The sequence below is a fragment of the Paenibacillus sp. FSL W8-0186 genome (assembly GCF_037969765.1).
GTDB classification, from domain to species: Bacteria; Bacillota; Bacilli; order Paenibacillales; family Paenibacillaceae; genus Fontibacillus; species Fontibacillus woosongensis.
Map to the genome: position 1 here is coordinate 2,823,860 of NZ_CP150207.1, position 16,141 is coordinate 2,840,000.

19 protein-coding genes (1 of these 19 only partly in view) are annotated in these 16,141 nt (G+C 45.6%); 15 read left to right on the forward strand and 4 right to left on the reverse strand.

From position 1 onward, the window contains the following. Positions 1-30: 30 nt before the first annotated feature. A complete protein-coding gene (locus MKX50_RS12680; RefSeq protein ID WP_339160111.1) occupies positions 31-774 on the reverse strand; it encodes an EcsC family protein in 744 nt (247 codons plus the stop codon). 232 nt (positions 775-1,006) lie between these two features. Between MKX50_RS12680 and MKX50_RS12685 the strand changes: the two genes are divergently transcribed. The 10 genes from MKX50_RS12685 to MKX50_RS12730 all read left to right on the forward strand — a co-directional run bounded on the left by MKX50_RS12685 (position 1,007) and on the right by MKX50_RS12730 (position 9,355). After that, complete coding sequence (locus tag MKX50_RS12685; RefSeq protein ID WP_339159932.1) at positions 1,007-1,150, forward strand: hypothetical protein; 144 nt, start codon at positions 1,007-1,009, stop codon at positions 1,148-1,150. Positions 1,151-1,178: 28 nt separating this feature from the next. Beyond that, entirely contained in the window at positions 1,179-2,366 is a 1,188-nt protein-coding gene (locus tag MKX50_RS12690) for a phospholipase D family protein (protein WP_339159934.1), read from the forward strand. A 129-nt stretch (positions 2,367-2,495) separates the two neighbouring features. Beyond that, positions 2,496-3,131, forward strand: coding sequence for a TVP38/TMEM64 family protein (locus tag MKX50_RS12695; protein ID WP_339159935.1), 636 nt, complete (start codon positions 2,496-2,498; stop codon positions 3,129-3,131). Positions 3,132-3,316: 185 nt separating this feature from the next. After that, positions 3,317-4,471, forward strand: coding sequence for a type III polyketide synthase (locus MKX50_RS12700; protein WP_339159938.1), 1,155 nt, complete (start codon positions 3,317-3,319; stop codon positions 4,469-4,471). Then, on the forward strand, positions 4,461-5,192 hold the full coding sequence (locus MKX50_RS12705; RefSeq protein ID WP_339159939.1) for a methyltransferase domain-containing protein: 732 nt from the start codon (positions 4,461-4,463) through the stop codon (positions 5,190-5,192). The genes MKX50_RS12700 and MKX50_RS12705 overlap by 11 nt, the downstream gene beginning before the upstream one ends. Positions 5,193-5,197: 5 nt before the next feature. Then, positions 5,198-6,370: an NAD(P)/FAD-dependent oxidoreductase gene (locus MKX50_RS12710; RefSeq protein WP_339157131.1), complete on the forward strand. Its 1,173-nt coding sequence runs from the start codon at positions 5,198-5,200 to the stop codon at positions 6,368-6,370. Between the two features lie 374 nt (positions 6,371-6,744). Further along, entirely contained in the window at positions 6,745-6,975 is a 231-nt protein-coding gene (locus MKX50_RS12715; RefSeq protein WP_213588336.1) for an XRE family transcriptional regulator, read from the forward strand. A gap of 183 nt (positions 6,976-7,158) precedes the next feature. Then, positions 7,159-7,518, forward strand: coding sequence for a hypothetical protein (locus tag MKX50_RS12720; RefSeq protein WP_339157132.1), 360 nt, complete (start codon positions 7,159-7,161; stop codon positions 7,516-7,518). Between the two features lie 381 nt (positions 7,519-7,899). Further along, the gene (locus tag MKX50_RS12725; RefSeq protein ID WP_213588334.1) at positions 7,900-8,901 is read left to right on the forward strand and encodes an NADP-dependent oxidoreductase; all 1,002 of its coding nucleotides are present in this window, start codon (positions 7,900-7,902) and stop codon (positions 8,899-8,901) included. Positions 8,902-9,019: 118 nt separating this feature from the next. Next, the gene (locus MKX50_RS12730) at positions 9,020-9,355 is read left to right on the forward strand and encodes a DUF1801 domain-containing protein (RefSeq protein WP_213588333.1); all 336 of its coding nucleotides are present in this window, start codon (positions 9,020-9,022) and stop codon (positions 9,353-9,355) included. Positions 9,356-9,630: 275 nt separating this feature from the next. Here the strand turns inward: MKX50_RS12730 and MKX50_RS12735 are convergent, their stop codons facing one another. Beyond that, positions 9,631-11,607, reverse strand: coding sequence for an ATP-dependent DNA helicase (locus MKX50_RS12735; protein ID WP_339157133.1), 1,977 nt, complete (start codon positions 11,605-11,607; stop codon positions 9,631-9,633). Positions 11,608-11,943: 336 nt separating this feature from the next. On the opposite strand from MKX50_RS12735, the gene MKX50_RS12740 reads away from it, so the two are divergent. The 4 genes from MKX50_RS12740 to rarD all read left to right on the forward strand — a co-directional run bounded on the left by MKX50_RS12740 (position 11,944) and on the right by rarD (position 15,191). Continuing rightward, the gene (locus tag MKX50_RS12740) at positions 11,944-12,396 is read left to right on the forward strand and encodes a M24 family metallopeptidase (protein WP_339157134.1); all 453 of its coding nucleotides are present in this window, start codon (positions 11,944-11,946) and stop codon (positions 12,394-12,396) included. A 307-nt stretch (positions 12,397-12,703) separates the two neighbouring features. Then, complete coding sequence (locus tag MKX50_RS12745) at positions 12,704-13,552, forward strand: serine protease (protein ID WP_213589348.1); 849 nt, start codon at positions 12,704-12,706, stop codon at positions 13,550-13,552. 126 nt (positions 13,553-13,678) lie between these two features. After that, complete coding sequence (locus MKX50_RS12750) at positions 13,679-14,215, forward strand: hypothetical protein (RefSeq protein WP_339157135.1); 537 nt, start codon at positions 13,679-13,681, stop codon at positions 14,213-14,215. Positions 14,216-14,312: 97 nt separating this feature from the next. Beyond that, positions 14,313-15,191, forward strand: coding sequence for an EamA family transporter RarD (gene rarD / locus MKX50_RS12755; RefSeq protein WP_339160113.1), 879 nt, complete (start codon positions 14,313-14,315; stop codon positions 15,189-15,191). A 266-nt stretch (positions 15,192-15,457) separates the two neighbouring features. Here the strand turns inward: rarD and MKX50_RS12760 are convergent, their stop codons facing one another. Continuing rightward, on the reverse strand, positions 15,458-15,673 hold the full coding sequence (locus MKX50_RS12760; protein WP_213589346.1) for a winged helix-turn-helix transcriptional regulator: 216 nt from the start codon (positions 15,671-15,673) through the stop codon (positions 15,458-15,460). A 197-nt stretch (positions 15,674-15,870) separates the two neighbouring features. Here MKX50_RS12760 and MKX50_RS12765 point away from each other — a divergent pair, with 197 nt between their 5' ends. After that, on the forward strand, positions 15,871-16,002 hold the full coding sequence (locus tag MKX50_RS12765; protein WP_244996335.1) for a winged helix-turn-helix transcriptional regulator: 132 nt from the start codon (positions 15,871-15,873) through the stop codon (positions 16,000-16,002). A gap of 103 nt (positions 16,003-16,105) precedes the next feature. Here MKX50_RS12765 and MKX50_RS12770 read toward each other — a convergent pair whose 3' ends face one another. Further along, positions 16,106-16,141, reverse strand: the 3' portion of a protein-coding gene (locus MKX50_RS12770; protein WP_213588328.1) for a hypothetical protein. 309 nt of this gene lie beyond the right edge of the window; only the last 36 of its 345 coding nucleotides appear in the window; the start codon falls outside the window, past its right edge; it ends in the stop codon at positions 16,106-16,108.

Consider the following 16,141-nt stretch of genomic DNA (forward strand, 5'->3'; position numbering starts at 1 on the left):
CCTTCGCGGTAGAGAGGAGGGAGCTTATCATCACAAAACCGCGAAATCATCATGCAACCTGCGAAGCCGGTACGCGTTCATGGCGAATTCGCGCAGCTCCTCGAGAATGGTGTAATTTGCCCATGCTCCCGCGAAAGCGCCGATCCCGGGCAGCATCTGCAGCATTTTCCGGAAGTCCATCGCGTCGCGATATTCAATCTGAAATGTCTCCCAGTCCATATTGCGGGAGTAATCGGCGTCGGAGAGCCATTGTTCTTTTTCAACATGCCAATTCTTGATGGAAGAGAGCAGCCTGGCACGATTTTCAGGCCCTGAAAACGTCATTTGAAATACCTTAAGAATGAACACCCGCTCGGAAAAGTGTTTGGTGTCATAGCCATAAACATGCGCTAGCTCGAATAAAAATTTCATCTTGATCGCTATTAATGCCGGAAAGTCTACCATACTAAGCACAATGCCGCCTGCTCCAGTGCCGGCACCTTCGGCAACTGCGATTTTTTGGTACAGCGCAAACAACTCCTTTGCTTCTTGATCGGCAGACTCGAGGTCAGGAGAGTATTTTACCGAACGGCTAGGCGTATATTCCGCGCCGAATAGGGCTGTGCGTACAATCGACCGGATGGTCGTCGTAATGATGTCATGCACTTTCGGTGGAATGAAGTGATTTATTCGATTTCCGATAGTTTTTGATGTTTTTTCCAGCCATCCCGGCGCTTTGAACATTTTTTGTTCCCAGTCGGCCAGTTCCCTCCTTATTTTATGTTCGTAATTCATCATCCATCGCTCCTCTAAGAAAACTTGACTATATTTTAATGAAAATATCAGTGATTCGGAATAGACCCTGGGAGGTAGTTGACCTCGACTAAAGTCCAGTATCTCATGGGTGTTGAAAGGATTTGATACGATGAGGATACCAGAGGATACAAAAAAACTATTATGAAGGATTCCGATGTGACAAATCAAGCCTTTACATTGTTTTATGTGCAAAATGTAAAGGAGCTGATGAATGATGAACGACTTGAGATGTATCGTCATCGGAGGTAGCCATGCCGGGCTTCAAGCGCTAATCGAGTTCGTACAAGGGGCGGTTACGTTCGTGGATCGTGAGGAAAAACTGATGGATTTTACCCCATGGTATAATTTATTTTAAATATAATTATTTGGGAGTAAGATCATATATGAGCGTAAAAATAGCAGACAATGGCTTCGGAAATAAATTTCGTACTCTTCTCAAACGATCATCTGAGCAACTCCTTATTGTTTCCCCGTACATTGGAAATAAGGTTGCAATAGCTCTTGCTCAGCATATTGAAACCACTAAAGGACTTAAATGCACTGTTATCACACGATTTTATCGCGAGGACTTTATAAGGGGAGCTAGCAGCATTTCAGGCCTAAAAAGATTAATTACTGCAGGCGCAGAGATATATGCACTCCAGGATTTGCACTCTAAATTGTACGTTTTTGATACTCATTCTGTGATTACAGGATCTTTTAACTTTACCTTTAATGGTTTTTACAAGAATCACGAATTTGGTATTTTCATGGAGGACGAACCAGACTTCACACAAGAATGTAAGAGTTACTTTGATGGTTTGTTATCCAGTATGAAAAATTCAGGAAGTGGCGATTGGTTAATCACTTTAACTCAGCTGGAGAATGAAATTCAGGCCATAAAACAATCCAAAAAGACAGTACAAAAGAAAGAAACGTTTAACGACTATAAGTGGGGGGCAGAAATAGACCAGGAAGCTCCCGCCAAACCACCATTTGGCCAAGAAAAAATAGATTTCGTGGAAGAGTGGTTTAATGAAAACGGTTCTAACATGAATCAGACCGGTATTTGGATCAAGTTTGAAGGTAATGGGAATGAAAGAGTTTCATCTAGCGATGTCTACTTAGTAAGAAAAAACAAGCTATACCCAGACAAAGACGTTACCTTTTTCGGAAATAAACCGAAGGGTATAAAGAAAGGCGACCTTGTTTTTATTGCCGTTCACAGCGATAACGGAAAAGAAGAAACACCGATTATCGTGGGATATGGAAGAGCAGAAGGAAAAATTCATACTATTGGCCCGGATGACCCTTTTTACATTCGAACCAAAGGAAAGTACCCATACTACATAAAGCTCCAAGAAACCTGCTTCGTAATGGCTCCAATCAAACACGGTGTTTCCTTAAAGGAGCTTTGTCGCAATTATTATGCTGACTTATATCCGACACCTAAAAAGTCATTTAAGGCTGCATATTCGACTCACCAAAGACAATCTCACCTGAGATTATCGGAGAGGGGGAAAGACATCATTTTGAGCAACCTAGAAAAGGTATTCAAAAAACACTGTGACGATGGAGTATTCAGCGAATAAAAGGACTGATACTAAGATATAAGCATTCTCAAACCTGTCCTTTTGAATTAACGAATATATACGCCCGGAAAAAAAGTGATCCTATAGTATAATGTAAATCACGTGGAGTTATAGGAGGGATCACATTTAATGTTTGGCGCGGATATCAGCATAATGGAATATTTTACGGAGCAAAACATCGAACTCTTTTTGGAACGCTTCCGCTCGCTGGGACCCCTGCCCGGTATACTGTTAACTTTTCTGAAATCTTTCGTTCCGCCACTGCCTACCATCGTGATCGTTGGCGCTAATGCAGCCATCTATGGGTTGTGGCTGGGTTTTTTATACTCGTGGATCGGCCTCGTAACAGGCAGCTTGCTTACGTTTTGGCTGATTCGCAAAGCGTCGGATACCCCCTTTATTCGGCGCTGGGCGGCCAAACCGAAAGTACAGAAGGCAATGCTGTGGGCGCAGAGGAACGGATTTAGCTTCGTTTTTCTCTTAAGCCTGCTCCCGATAGGACCGTTCGTCGTCATTAACATGGCAGCGGGATTAACGCGAATGCGGACGGTTCCTTTTGCGGCAGCCATCATTCTAGGCAAAGGAGTTATGGTATTCTGCATTTCCTATATCGGAACGCATCTGTCCGATTTTATCCACCAGCCTGTCGAGTTTATTGGCGTGGCGTTGTTTATTGCAGCTTCCCTATGGTTGAACCGGAAGTTTCAGGCTTATTTCACGTCTTTGGCGGCTGTGGCACCAGAGTCCGCGGACAATATGAAATAAGGCGGGGAGAGAAGTCTAATCCACCTGGGAAACCCCTAGCATCTACTTTAGACAAAACCCAGTCCGAACCGGGCTGGGTTTTGTCACGTTCATAAGATGGGTAAGCTGATGAGAACGGCTTTGGAAAGAACTTCAAGCACTGTAGAGTTGGAGCCGTAAACATATATTAAGGAGGCAATGATGCAATGGCAGCTGTAAGACCAATGATTGCTATCACAGGTATCGGTACCGCGTTGCCGCCTTATCGCATGGACCAGGCTGACACGGCACGACGGATTGTTGACGCGCTGAGCAGTAACCCGGACTCAGCCCGTTGGGCCAGAAGAATATTTAAGCAATGCGGTGTCGAGAGCCGGTATACATGCGAGCCGGAACTGCTGCAAGAAGCTTCGGCATGCCGTTACATGCCACAAGAAGATCGTTCGAAAGTGCCCTCGACGGCAGAACGGATGGCGGTCTATAAGCGGGAATCCGTCCCCCTCGCTTTATCTGCGGCGAGAGCGGCCTTAGCGGATTCGAAGATGGCTGCCGAGCAGATCACGCATCTGATCACGGTTAGCTGTACCGGCCAATTCCTTCCCGGCATCGATGCAGTATTGATTCGAGAGCTAGGGCTTACGCCTTCGGTTATGCGAATCCCGCTCACGTTCATCGGATGCGCTGCGGGGATGAAGGCGATATGTTTGTCGAAGCAGCTCGTGTCCGGGGACCGGAACGCGAACGTATTGATTGTGTGTGTGGAATTGTGCACTCTCCATATACAGCCTACCGGGGATCGGGAAGCTTTGTTTGGCGCTTCTTTCTTCGGCGATGGAGCTTCGGCTTGCGTAATCGGCGTGGCATCTTCACAGCATCAGCATGTTTACCAGCTTGGCGATGATCGTTCGGTACTGCTGCCTGGGTGTGCAGATGAAATGATTTGGGAGGTCGGCAATGATGGGTTTGACCTATATCTGTCCCCGAATATTCCGAGATTGATTGGCGATCATGTTCCAGCCGAAGTAGCGCACCTCGGTGGTGACGAGCCTCCCGAATTATGGGCGATTCATCCGGGAGGCAAAGGCATTGTCGAAGCGCTGCAATCGAAATATGGTCTGAGGGATGAACAGGTTGCGCCAAGTCTCGGTGTCCTGCGGGACATTGGAAATGTGTCCTCCGCCACGATTTTGTTCGTCATGAAGAAGATGAGGGAACAGCTGCAGGAACAAGGTACGGAGCGGGCATCCGGACTTGCGTTAGCCTTCGGCCCAGGGTTAACGGCGGAGATGATCAAAATTACTTATGTTGCTTCCAGCGTACCATCCAAGCGCCGTACGGAGAATGCGCATTATGTTTCCTAAACTGCATCGTCGGGCGTCGGCGGCTGAGCTCATGGATGATTTCACAAGTGGCGGGGAGGAGCTTCGCGAGGCACTGCGGGAGCTTCGCCGCTTGAATCGGCTGTTCGCGGCAAGCTCGCCAACGCTATATGGAATTAAGCAGCTGTGGCATGCGGCGGGCAAACCGAAGCAGCTGTCCATTACAGATGTCGGAGCAGGCTCCGGTGATGTGAATCGGCGCGTTCTGCAGTGGGCGTCCCGGCAAGGCGTTGCCTTGATGATTACGCTAGTCGATGTGACGGAAGAGGCCTGCGCCGAAGCACACCAATTGTATATTGATGAGCCGCGCGTTCAGGTCATACGCGGCAATTTATTTACGCTCCCGGAGGCGAGAGCGGATATCGTGACAAGCACACAGCTTTTGCATCATTTTTCAGAGGAAGAGCTGCCCCATGCCGTTGCAAGTATGCTGCGGGCGGCCCGGCTTGGCGTTGTCGTGAATGATATCCATCGGCATTGGATCGCTTGGACGGCGGTATGGCTTGCGACCCGGGCGATTTCATCGAACAGGTATATCTTGAATGACGGCCCTCTGTCCGTGGCCAAAGGCTTCCGCTCGCAGGATTGGAAGCGCCTAAAGCAGGCGTTGGGAATCCATCAGCTCATGTATTCCTGGAGACCGTTGTTCCGTTATGCAGTGGTGATCGGTAAGCCAGATTCATATTTAAGCGGACGGAGCTGATCGAATTGAAGCATGATGTGGATGTCGTCGTTCTCGGGGCAGGCATCTCGGGAAGCTGTATCGCTAAGGCGCTCGCGGAAAAGCAGTGGGAGACGGCCTTGATCGACCGGCGGCACTTCCCGCGTCATAAGGTGTGCGGGGAGTTTCTTTCGCCAGAAGCCCAAAGCACGCTGCATGCTCTTGGATTAACCGAGACGGTCGTGTCTCTTCATCCGACGCGGATTGAACGGGCTAAGCTCATTTTCGAGCAGGGCCGTGAAATCGAGCTTCCGATCCCTGGCGCTGCCTGGGGACTTAGCCGATATATGATGGACGAGGCGCTGCATGCATCCGCGGTGCAGGTTGGAGCACAGCTGCACTTATCTACAACGGTTACGGGAATTGAGCAGCACGGAAAAGGTTATACCGTTCGTACAAAGCAGGGCACGGATACGAACCTGTTCCATGCCAGGGCTGTCATTACGGCCTGGGGTGCGAATTCGCGGATGGCGAAGGCAGGACAACGTCCGGATGCAGCCGCTTCGTGCCGTCAAGCCTACATTGGCGTTAAAACACATTATGCCGGTTTAAAGATGGAACCGGTGATTGAGATGTATTTCTTCCAAGGTGGATACTTAGGATTATGTCCGGTTGAGGATGGCAGCGTGAATGCTGCGGCGCTGCTTAACCGTAGTGAATTTATAAAGACGGGCAAATCGGTGTTGTCCATTCTGGAAGCGGCGATTCAGCGCAACCGGAGACTTGCTGAGCGGCTTGCAACGGCTGTGCCCGTCCACGATACGCAAGCTGCCATCGCTCCCGTCTATCTTCAGCGTAAGCCCTCGCCATGGGACGGGCTTCCTCGCATAGGCGATGCTGCCGCGATGATCGCTCCGCTGTGCGGTGACGGAATGTCCATGGCGCTGCGCTCGGCCGCATTATGCGCTCCGCTCGCCGACGGTTTTTTGCGGGGAAGCATTTCTTTACTGGAATGGAAACAAAGCTATACGCAAGCGATCCGGCAAGAATTCGCCAGTCCTTTAAGATGGGGGAGCCTGCTGCAATGGCTCATGAGCGAGCCTGCCGTTCAGCAGCTTCTGCCAAGTGCGGCCCGGTTCGCGCCTCTGCTGGCAAACGGTTTATTTCGAGCGACAAGATTGAAACCGCTGGAGCCACTGGAATTTTTTACGGAATGCTGACTGAAAATCAATCGAACGAGATAGCCGCAATATGGCCTCTTCTAAGTTTGTTGAACTTGGGAGAGGCTTTTTGTTGCAAACATAATTTACTATATAGAAAAATTAGTTCTGTGAAAAAGTATATTCTCTTACTGAACCTTTTTCCCCATGCGAGCGAATTAATAGTTGTAACACGTTCAGGAGGGGCCCCCATGAATGATAAAGAGTTACTTCCGTGGCTTGAAAAAGCGACGCCCGGCGATGGAATTCGCCGAATAAATTGGGCAGACCCATGGGGTGCTTCATCGTTGTTTGCCCCCGTTTGAAGTATATTCATGCTGGCAATGGACAACGCTTAAAGTTAAGTATTATCTTATGCGGGAGGTCATCGCTTCTTGAAATTTGAACTAGGACGTTGCTTACTGAATGAACGATTGATGGAATCCGGAAAGTCAGCGGAATGGCTGGCAAAAGACTTGCTTTTTAAACCGGAACGAATTTACGACTTTATAGAAAACAAAAGAGTGATGCCACTCAAAATTGCCATATCGATCGCCGATTCCATCGGTTGTGATGTTCGTGCCTTGTATGAATTAATTCCGAACGATAATGAAAGTAATGCTTAACATACCAACCGACGAGATTCATTATAAAGAAGTTTTACCTTGTTGACGTCACCGATATGCAGTTATACTTAGCTCAATATTTCTTTTAAAGTTTGGGAATGTTAACGATTGAAAAGAACCATTTGTCTGAGAATTCATTGAAAGCTATTCAATCCATTGTTTCTGCAATTAGTCACCGTCTGAATGACAAATATCCTTTTAGTAGTTTCTTTGGACGGAGGAAGTGGGGCAGGCAAATCTACGCTTGCTGCTGAGGTCGCTTCGCAGTTGGGCGCAGCAGTGATTCATTGCGACGACTTTTTTGATGCAACTCTCCCAGACAACGATTGGGATACATACTCATTGGAGCAAAAATGCCGTCGTTGCATTGACTGGCAACGTATGCGTAATGAAGCATTATTGCCATTGCTAGAAGGTAAGAAAGCCCAATATTATCCTTATTATTCTCTTTCATCTGACAAGGGCTTGGAATCGCGCTTAGTGACGATTGAGCCTTCAAAGGTAATTATCCTTGATGGTATTATAGCTCCCTCCTTGAACTAACCGGTATTAATCATCTTACAGTTCTAGTGGATGTACCACCAACACTTCGCCGTCACAGGCATAATATCAGAGAGGGGACCGACGATTTGGATTGGCATCTTAGATGGAACCCGGCTGAGGACTACTATTTTACAGCTCTGCGTCCACCGACAACATTCGATTTAATAGCGGTTAACAATTAGTCTAATGTGATTTGGATTTAACTTATTTGAACTAATAAGGTGCGTTAGTTGAAGGGATTAGATGGAGCAGTTTGCCGGTTGGCAGCTGCTTCATTTTCATTACTCATAGTTCGATTATAATTGACTACTCAATCCTGATCCGAGTAAGTCACTGGTTTATTTGTTTAAACCAATAATCATTTAACGGGAGTGATATTGAATGAAGGCTATAACCATTGAGAAATACGGTAAAAATGTTCCCTTTGTTATGACAGAACAACCAGTACCACATATCGGTGAACATGATGTATTAGTGGAAATTCATGCAGCCAGTTTAAATCCTATCGACTATAAAATTAAGGAAGGGAAAGTAAAACTCCTGTTGAGTTACAAGTTCCCTCTTATCTTAGGGAATGATTTCTCTGGCGTTATAGTTAAGGTTGGCGAACGGGTGAGTGCATTTAAACCTGGTGATGAAGTTTATGGCAGACCACGCAAGAGCCGTATCGGCACATTGGCGGAATACATTGCTGTACACGAGGAAGATATTTGGTTAAAGCCGCAGAATCTGAACTTTGAAGAAGCTGCTTCTATTCCACTGGTCGGACTTACGACTTACCAGGCCTTTACCGATATTTTGCATCTCCAAAAGGGCCAAAAAATTCTGATTCACGCAGGTTCAGGAGGCGTGGGGACGTTCGCCATTCAATTAGCCAAATTGATGGGGGCTTTTGTTGCAACAACAGCAAGCGATAAAGGATATGAGCTGGTCAAATCGATGGGCGCCGATCTGATCATTAATTATAAAAAAGAAAATTTTGAAGAAATGCTTTCTGGGTATGACGCTGTATTTGATACTCTAGGAAGAGCGGCTTTGGAAAAGTCGTTCCGTGTCCTGAAGCCAGGTGGACAAATCGTATCCATCTCTGGCTTGCCTAACGCAAGATTCGGAAAAGAAGCAAAGTTGGGATGGATGAAAACAGCCATTTTGTCCATCGCGAGCCGTAAGATCACAGCGCTTGAGAAGAAGTACCATACAAGATATCATTTCCTTTTTATGAAACCGAGTGGAACACAATTAAAGGTTTTAAAAGAATTCATTGAAGTAGGCCACATTAAGCCCGTTATTGATAAGGTGTATCATTTGGAAGAGACTGCTCAAGCATTCTCATACCTGCAAGGAGGAAGTGCTAAAGGAAAGGTGGTCATTAAAATAAAGTAACTCCATGCTTACCGGGAATTCCCGAAAATAATTTTATCTTATTTATTGACCAGAATATTCCTGTGATGGTACATTCAGTCCATGAGAAACGCAATATCCAAATGGGAGGGATAATAAAGTGAATCAGGAAGTTACTGCCTACATTGAAAATCTGCCGAAGTGGCAAGGTGAGGTCAGTTCGATCCTGCGGAACATGGTTCATGAAACGATTCCGGAGGCTGAAGAACGTATTCAATACAAAAAACCTCATTTTCTGAAAAATGGACATTATGCAGCTGTCATTTCGCCTTCAAAGGACGCCATTGCATTCATGATCATGAATGCAAACGGGATTGATTTTCCGAAGGGATTTGAAGGACCTGCCGAACGAAAGTGGATTAAACTGCGGGAAGGCGACAACCCGGATCTAACCATGCTATCGGGGCTTCTAAAACAGGCCTCCAACCCATTATAACGATCATCGGATGATTGGCTAGAAACACTTCGTGGTAAGTGGGAAAAACGTTTTGACCGTCAATCCGATTATCTCGATCATCTGAAAAAGAACGAATTATCCCTCAATCCCAAGGAGGAAAGGTGGATACAAACTGGTTTGACGAGATAGCTGCGAGGGAATCACCCCCGCGGCTTCTTTCCGTATGCGGCCGCTAATTTGGCCTCCATACCCTCACTGGCAAGTTCTAAACAATGGAACGTGTCGGAAGACAAAAAAGGCGCACCACACATTAACTACAACGATTCTACTTCAAGTTTAGCTCCCGCCGGTAATACTGCTACCACTCTATCTTTGACATGCTGATTGAGCAAAACTTCTGCATCCAAGATGGCTGCACTCCCTTGATCCGTCGATGAGCGAATGAGTCTACCTAATCCTTGCCGTAAGCGAAGCAGCATATAGGGCAGGTCTACTTCTTCATATGCTGAATCAGCCGCTTCCCGTTTAGCCATAAATACAGGATCTTCCGGTGGATAAGGCAGTGACCAAATAATAACATTGGATAATGAAGGTCCCGGTACATCCAGACCCTCCCATAGGCTTGCCGCACAGAGCACGCTTTCCTCTGTATTTTGGAACTCATTTATGAGACTGCTAATCTCACGGTCACCTTCATACAGAATGGTATAGGATTCAAAGTATGGCTGGTGCGAAGCGGCTTGCTTAAACTCGCGCAGCTCATTCATTGTTCTAAATAACAATAGAGCTCGTCCTTCGGTACGTTTGATCAGCTTGGCCGCCAGAGCCAGCTTCTTCGCTGCAGCAACCTCACTACTAATTTCTCTATATTGTAGAAGTTCACTCGGTGCTAATAGCTTCATCTGCTTCTCGTAATCATACGGAGAGTCCACGGAAAATGATAAAAATTCACTGATACCGAGACTTCCCGCTACGTAATCAAAAGATCCATCTACCGATAGGGTTGCTGAAGAGAATACAATCGGAATCTGAAGTCCGAATACCCGTTCCTCCAGCACTTCCTTGACCGTTTGCGGCATAATGGCAAGTGTAGCAGTACCGTCCTTATTTTCTTCCGCCCAGCAAATGTAGGTACCTGGCTCACGGAAGAGATGAAGCGCAGTTTGGATCATCTCCAGATGCTCTTCAACGATACGCAGCTTATATTCATCAAGCGTATATAAGCCACTCTCAAAGACCAGTTCTTCATCAATAGCTTCAATCGTATTTTTCCAGCGATTCAGTTCTTTTAGAAGCTTCTCATCCATGTGGATTCGTTTTCGATCAGAACCGGGTATCGCTGTACTTTGCTCCGCTACCAGAGAAAACACAAGCTGACTCTGATCAATGGAATCTTCAATTCGTTCGGCTAGCGTTTCTCTGATCTCTCCATCCAGAAGACGAGTAATAATCTCTTCATATGCACTATGCTTCAGCTTATAACTGAGGGCATGTTGTGCGGCCGATTCGAGTAAATGTCCTTCGTCAAAGACGACTGAACTATGTTCAGGGAGCAGGGGAAGCTGACCCTCTCTTTTTCTTCCCTCATAGGTCCACACATGCTCCATGTAGTAATCATGGGAACAGATAATAAGGTCGGTAGATTTTCGATAATGATCCCGAGATAAGGTCATGCCGCAGCGATGTCTTTTATCACATACAAAACAATCCTGAAATGAATCCCAGTTGATCTTATTCCACTGTTCATCATTCAGATGTGGGTATTCCTTACGATCGCCGTAAGGGTAAAAAGATTGCATCGTTCCTGGAGAATGAACAAAATCAGGAAGATTTTCATACACGTCTTCAATTACCGCCGCATCTTCATCCTGAAGACGAACGTCGTCTATTTTTTTGAGACATAGATATTGATCAGGGGATTTACCGAGCCGCGCATCAATCTGTAAATCCAAATAACGGGCAAGCTTAGCTATATCTCCTTCCTGTTTCACAAGCTGCTCAATGAGCGACTCATCTGCACAGGCAATCACTGCAGGCATACGTGTATATCTTGCATAATTAACTGCATAAAGCAGATACACGAGTGTTTTTCCCGTGCCTACCCCAGCTTCTGCAAAAATAGTTTTCTTATCAGCATAGGCTCTTTCCAATTGGTAAGCCATAAATATTTGTTCATCACGGACATCAAATCCATGTTCAGGTAACACATCATAAAAAACATCCGCAACCCAATCGCCGACCTGCTTGACGAACGGTTCTGAGGGATCATAGGGGAAAGGATATCGCTCCACGCTTACGCCTCCGACACTATCATATTCTTATTAGGAAAACTAAAATTATCTCATGAGTGAAGAGGTTTAGCAACCTGTCTTTCTCATAATACTGTTCCAATTCCCCCCATATATGAATCAAATATACGCGATTAAACTATTTCAGGAAGGACTAATTGTACTACTGCATTGGAATGATCAGTTGCTTATGTTCCGCAAATTTAGCGATGATTATAAAAAAAGTTGCTAAGACTCGCCCCTTTAGCGATAATTATTGTGCCAAATAGAAAATGAACATTTAAACTCAAAAAAATAACACTTATATAGGTAATAATAAAGGAAAGTGAGATAAGCGAAATGATTGCAAAAACAGAAGAAGACTTTAATGGTTTGAAGGAGATTGGCAGAATTGTTGCCTCTATTCGAGATAAATGGGTACAACGAACAGTTCCCGGCATAACGACAAAAGAGCTTGACGATATAGCTGAAGAACTTTTTAAGAAAGAAGGCGCAGTTTCAGCTCCAAAAGGTGAATATAATTTCCCTGGCTATACTTGTATTAGTGTTAATGAAGAAGTGGCACATGGAATTCCAGGAGATCGGGTTATTCGTGAAGGGGATATCGTGACGGATGATGAGTTATTAAAGGAAGGGATGGTTATCGCATTTGAACCATTTATCTCTACCTTTGAAGAAGAAGTGTTCCAAAAAGGAGACGGATGGACCTTTGCTACAAAGAAAAGCTATGTAGCTCAAATGGAACATACGATTATCCTTACAAAAAATGGTCCTATCATTGTCACACTTTAATGAGTTCAAGAGTTCGATTCCATTCCGGAAATCGGATAAGTAAAAGAGGATATAGGAGTTAATAAAGTGGAAAACTGGAATTTCATCCGCCAGTTAAAGAACAACGTCAAATCAAAATATAAGCTCTTGAATAGAGCAGACCGAGGTTAAAACGGTCTGCTCTAATTTTATGTTTAATTAAATACACTGTAAATAAAACCATACTACTACGAGTGGCATATCCTTTTGTTTCCGATCACAGTCTGTCAAGGTTTGGTATAATCATGTTGAATCATTGTTTTTATTCTCTTTCTCATTAGCAGGGGAGGTGTTTTCCATCCGTAACGATGAGCTGAATGATCCCAAAACATCCGCCGATCCAGTAAATGATACCGATGTCCCGTTTGAATGGGGAGAAGAATTTTGGAACCCGGAGGATGACATTGAAGAGGATGAGTTGAATCACCGACCTAAAAGAACATGGATCAAAAAAACAATTATTGTTATGCTGGCCATTCTGCTGCTCGGTAATCTAATTGCTTTTATACCACAGATTTATAATCTACTGACAATACGGTTTTTGAAAAAGGATGCACAGTTATCACAAGATGAACAGATCCAGCAATATAAGCAAGCCGTTGTTAATGTTAGTTCCGGCGGTCGGAAAGGTACAGGGTTTAATATCGCTCCAAACGGACTCATTATTACGAATCAACATGTCATGGATGACGACAAGGCTGGCATTATCCAATTTTTAAATGGAAAAACATATCCGGCAGATGTTATCGTAAGTGACAGCGAGATAGATATCTCCATACTTAAAATTAGAGACAATGCGAACAACCTGCCTACACTTCAATTGGAAACAGAGATAGCCTATCAAGAGGGCGATCCTATTCATGTCATCGGAAATCCGCTAGCATTCTACCGAATCGCCACTGAAGGCACAGTGCTAGGATTAACCCCATTAGAGAGTCGCAAGCTTCCCATGCTCATGATACAGGCGCCAATTCATAACGGAAACAGCGGCAGCCCTGTTATTAACAATAAGGGGAATGTTATTGCAGTTGTGTATGCCACAACAATTACATCACAGGGGGACCAATCTATCCCTGTAGGTCTTGCTATTCCAATTGATTATTTGGAGAAATATGAAAAGACTATGTTTCAAAAGTAGCAGGCAGCCGATTTGAAGATTTATATAAATGCAAAGGGGCTCTGATAGGCAAGTCTATTAAGATAAGAATGCTTATCTGTATGGGTGTACGAAGTCCAGAATCATTTGTGGAAGGTGAAATTTATAATGAACAACTCCAAACAAATGCTACGTGCTATGGTAATACCCATGACAATCACTATGTTGATGTTGCTAGTCGGCTGCAATTCTAGTGTACCTGCTGAATCTATGAACCCCAGCAGTAATTCGAGTTCAACACCGACTTCAACGTTACCTCAAACACCTTCTCAGATACCAAATTCGACACAAAACGGAGAAACTAAAACATTTACTTATGGTGGACTCAAACTTGAAGTAACAAATGTCTTCGAAGTTCGATCCGAAAGCATGATTGATGACGGAGGTAATCCATGGGAATACAGTGTTTTTGTCTGTTATCCCGGCGCAAGTGTTACCGTATTAACCACCGATATGAGTGACGCTAATATCACTGCCGATGGAAAGTCTCATGCGAATTGGGGTGTTCTCTTGGCGTCTGGTGGACGGAAAGATATCGTGGACGATATGAATTCATTTGATGTCACGCCTGAAATACTCGGCATTTATAACCTTGAGTCGAGCATATATGTATTGAAACTAGAAATGTACAAAAATGACAATTAGGTATCATGGAAGCTCCGAAGTATAAATCCCTTTACTAAAACGATGATCGAGGCGTATAATCCGTTAAGACATCGGAGTGGGAAGAGGGAAATTGATTATGAACAACGGGTTGGTCAATGCTATTATCGCGTATATCATGTGGGGGGTTCTCCCGCTTTATTGGAAGTTGTTTAACGATGTGCCGGCAGGCGAGATTCTGTCACATCGGGTTGTTTGGTCGTTCGTCTTTATGGGTATTCTCGTAGCAGTCCAGCGTCGCTGGAGTGACTTGAAGCGGATTGCGGCTAGCCGCTCGCTCCTGCTGTCGCTCACCGCTAGCGGACTGCTGATCGCTGCTAATTGGCTCATCTTCATCTGGGCGGTCAACAACGACCATGTCGTCGAGACAAGTCTCGGCTATTATTTGAACCCGTTGCTGAACGTGTTGCTTGCGGTTGTCTTCCTTCGTGAGAAGCCAAACCGTGGCCAATGGCTCGCGATTGCCATCGCTGGCGCAGCGGTGCTCATCATCGCCATCGACTACGGACGGTTCCCATGGATCTCAATCACACTGGCCGCGACGTTTGGCTTGTACGGCCTCGCGAAGAAGAAGATCGGACAAGACGCTTCTGTAGGCTTGCTGTCGGAGACGGCTGTAGTCCTTCCTATTGCGCTCGGCTACTGGATCTATTTAGCCGCAGTAGGAAAGACGACGGCATGGACGCTACCTGTGTCCACGTTCGTCGAACTGCTTCTTTCCGGCGTGGTAACAGCGCTACCGCTTCTTTTCTTTGCGCGAGCGGCTGCCCGTATGGCGCTGTCCACGCTCGGTTTCGTACAATACATTGGGCCGACGATCATGCTGTTATTGAGCATATTCGTGTTCAAGGAATCAGTCTCGCCGGTTCTTCTCATCGGCTTTGCGCTCATCTGGACAGCGCTTGTCGTATACGCTGCGGCATCGGTTCGCGGCACGCAACTCGCGAGGCCGCACTGACGGAAAATACGTCCGCCCGGTACCGTCATAACAGCCATTTTCGTCCGCTAGGGAGGAGATGGCTGTTTTCTGTTTGGGGTTAACGGGAAACGTTAGTTCAATTAGTTGACTATAATCGGGCGGCCAGAAGGCTGGGGGACTTAAGTTGCTGCCTGACTACAAAGCAACTTGAGTTGGGACTGATCCAGCCTGTGCTGGTGTACCTGGAATCGTTATTCATCGCACGAAGCAGGGGCCCGTCCGATGTGGATGGGTCCCTTTGCTCTTTAACATTTCAACCATGTCCCGCTATATTCCCCTTCGTCCGTCTCGTTACGCAAATAGCTACCATACTGCTGAGTCCACGTCCACATGGCGGCGAAAATCGGCTGCAACCGGTCTGTCAGCGTCTTCGGACTAATCGGATGCAGCCTACGGCGCAATTCCCCGAAGCGCTTGGTTCCGTTAAACAATTCGAATAACAGTGCAATCGATTCATTCAGTTAGGAATTGATGCAATTATATTTACTACAGGGAGTTCCTCTAAAATGGAAGCTTAAATATTCTATGAACTACTTCAACAAATCCTACGTTTTGGTGAACTTCAGCGAAGAATTAATGGCATATCGAGGCATGTACTGACGATGACCTGAAAGAACATGAAAAGAGCGGAATCATTGAACGAACCGTATATAATACGATACCGCCGAAGGTTGAGTATGCATTAACTGATTTCGGGAGAAGTTTAGAGCCCATTTTGGAGCAATTGATAAAAATAGGGGAGCATTACATCTCATTGCAAAACAAAGAAGACATCTGGTTGATCGATTAATTTGCAGCATGTGAAATGAGAGAGGATATTTAGATTAAACAAAAATCACTCCCTCACGCAGGCGTAGCCGCTTTCGGGAGTGATTTTCGAAAAAATGCTGTTCCTATCCAGATTCGTAAATGTCGTAACGCGCACGCTC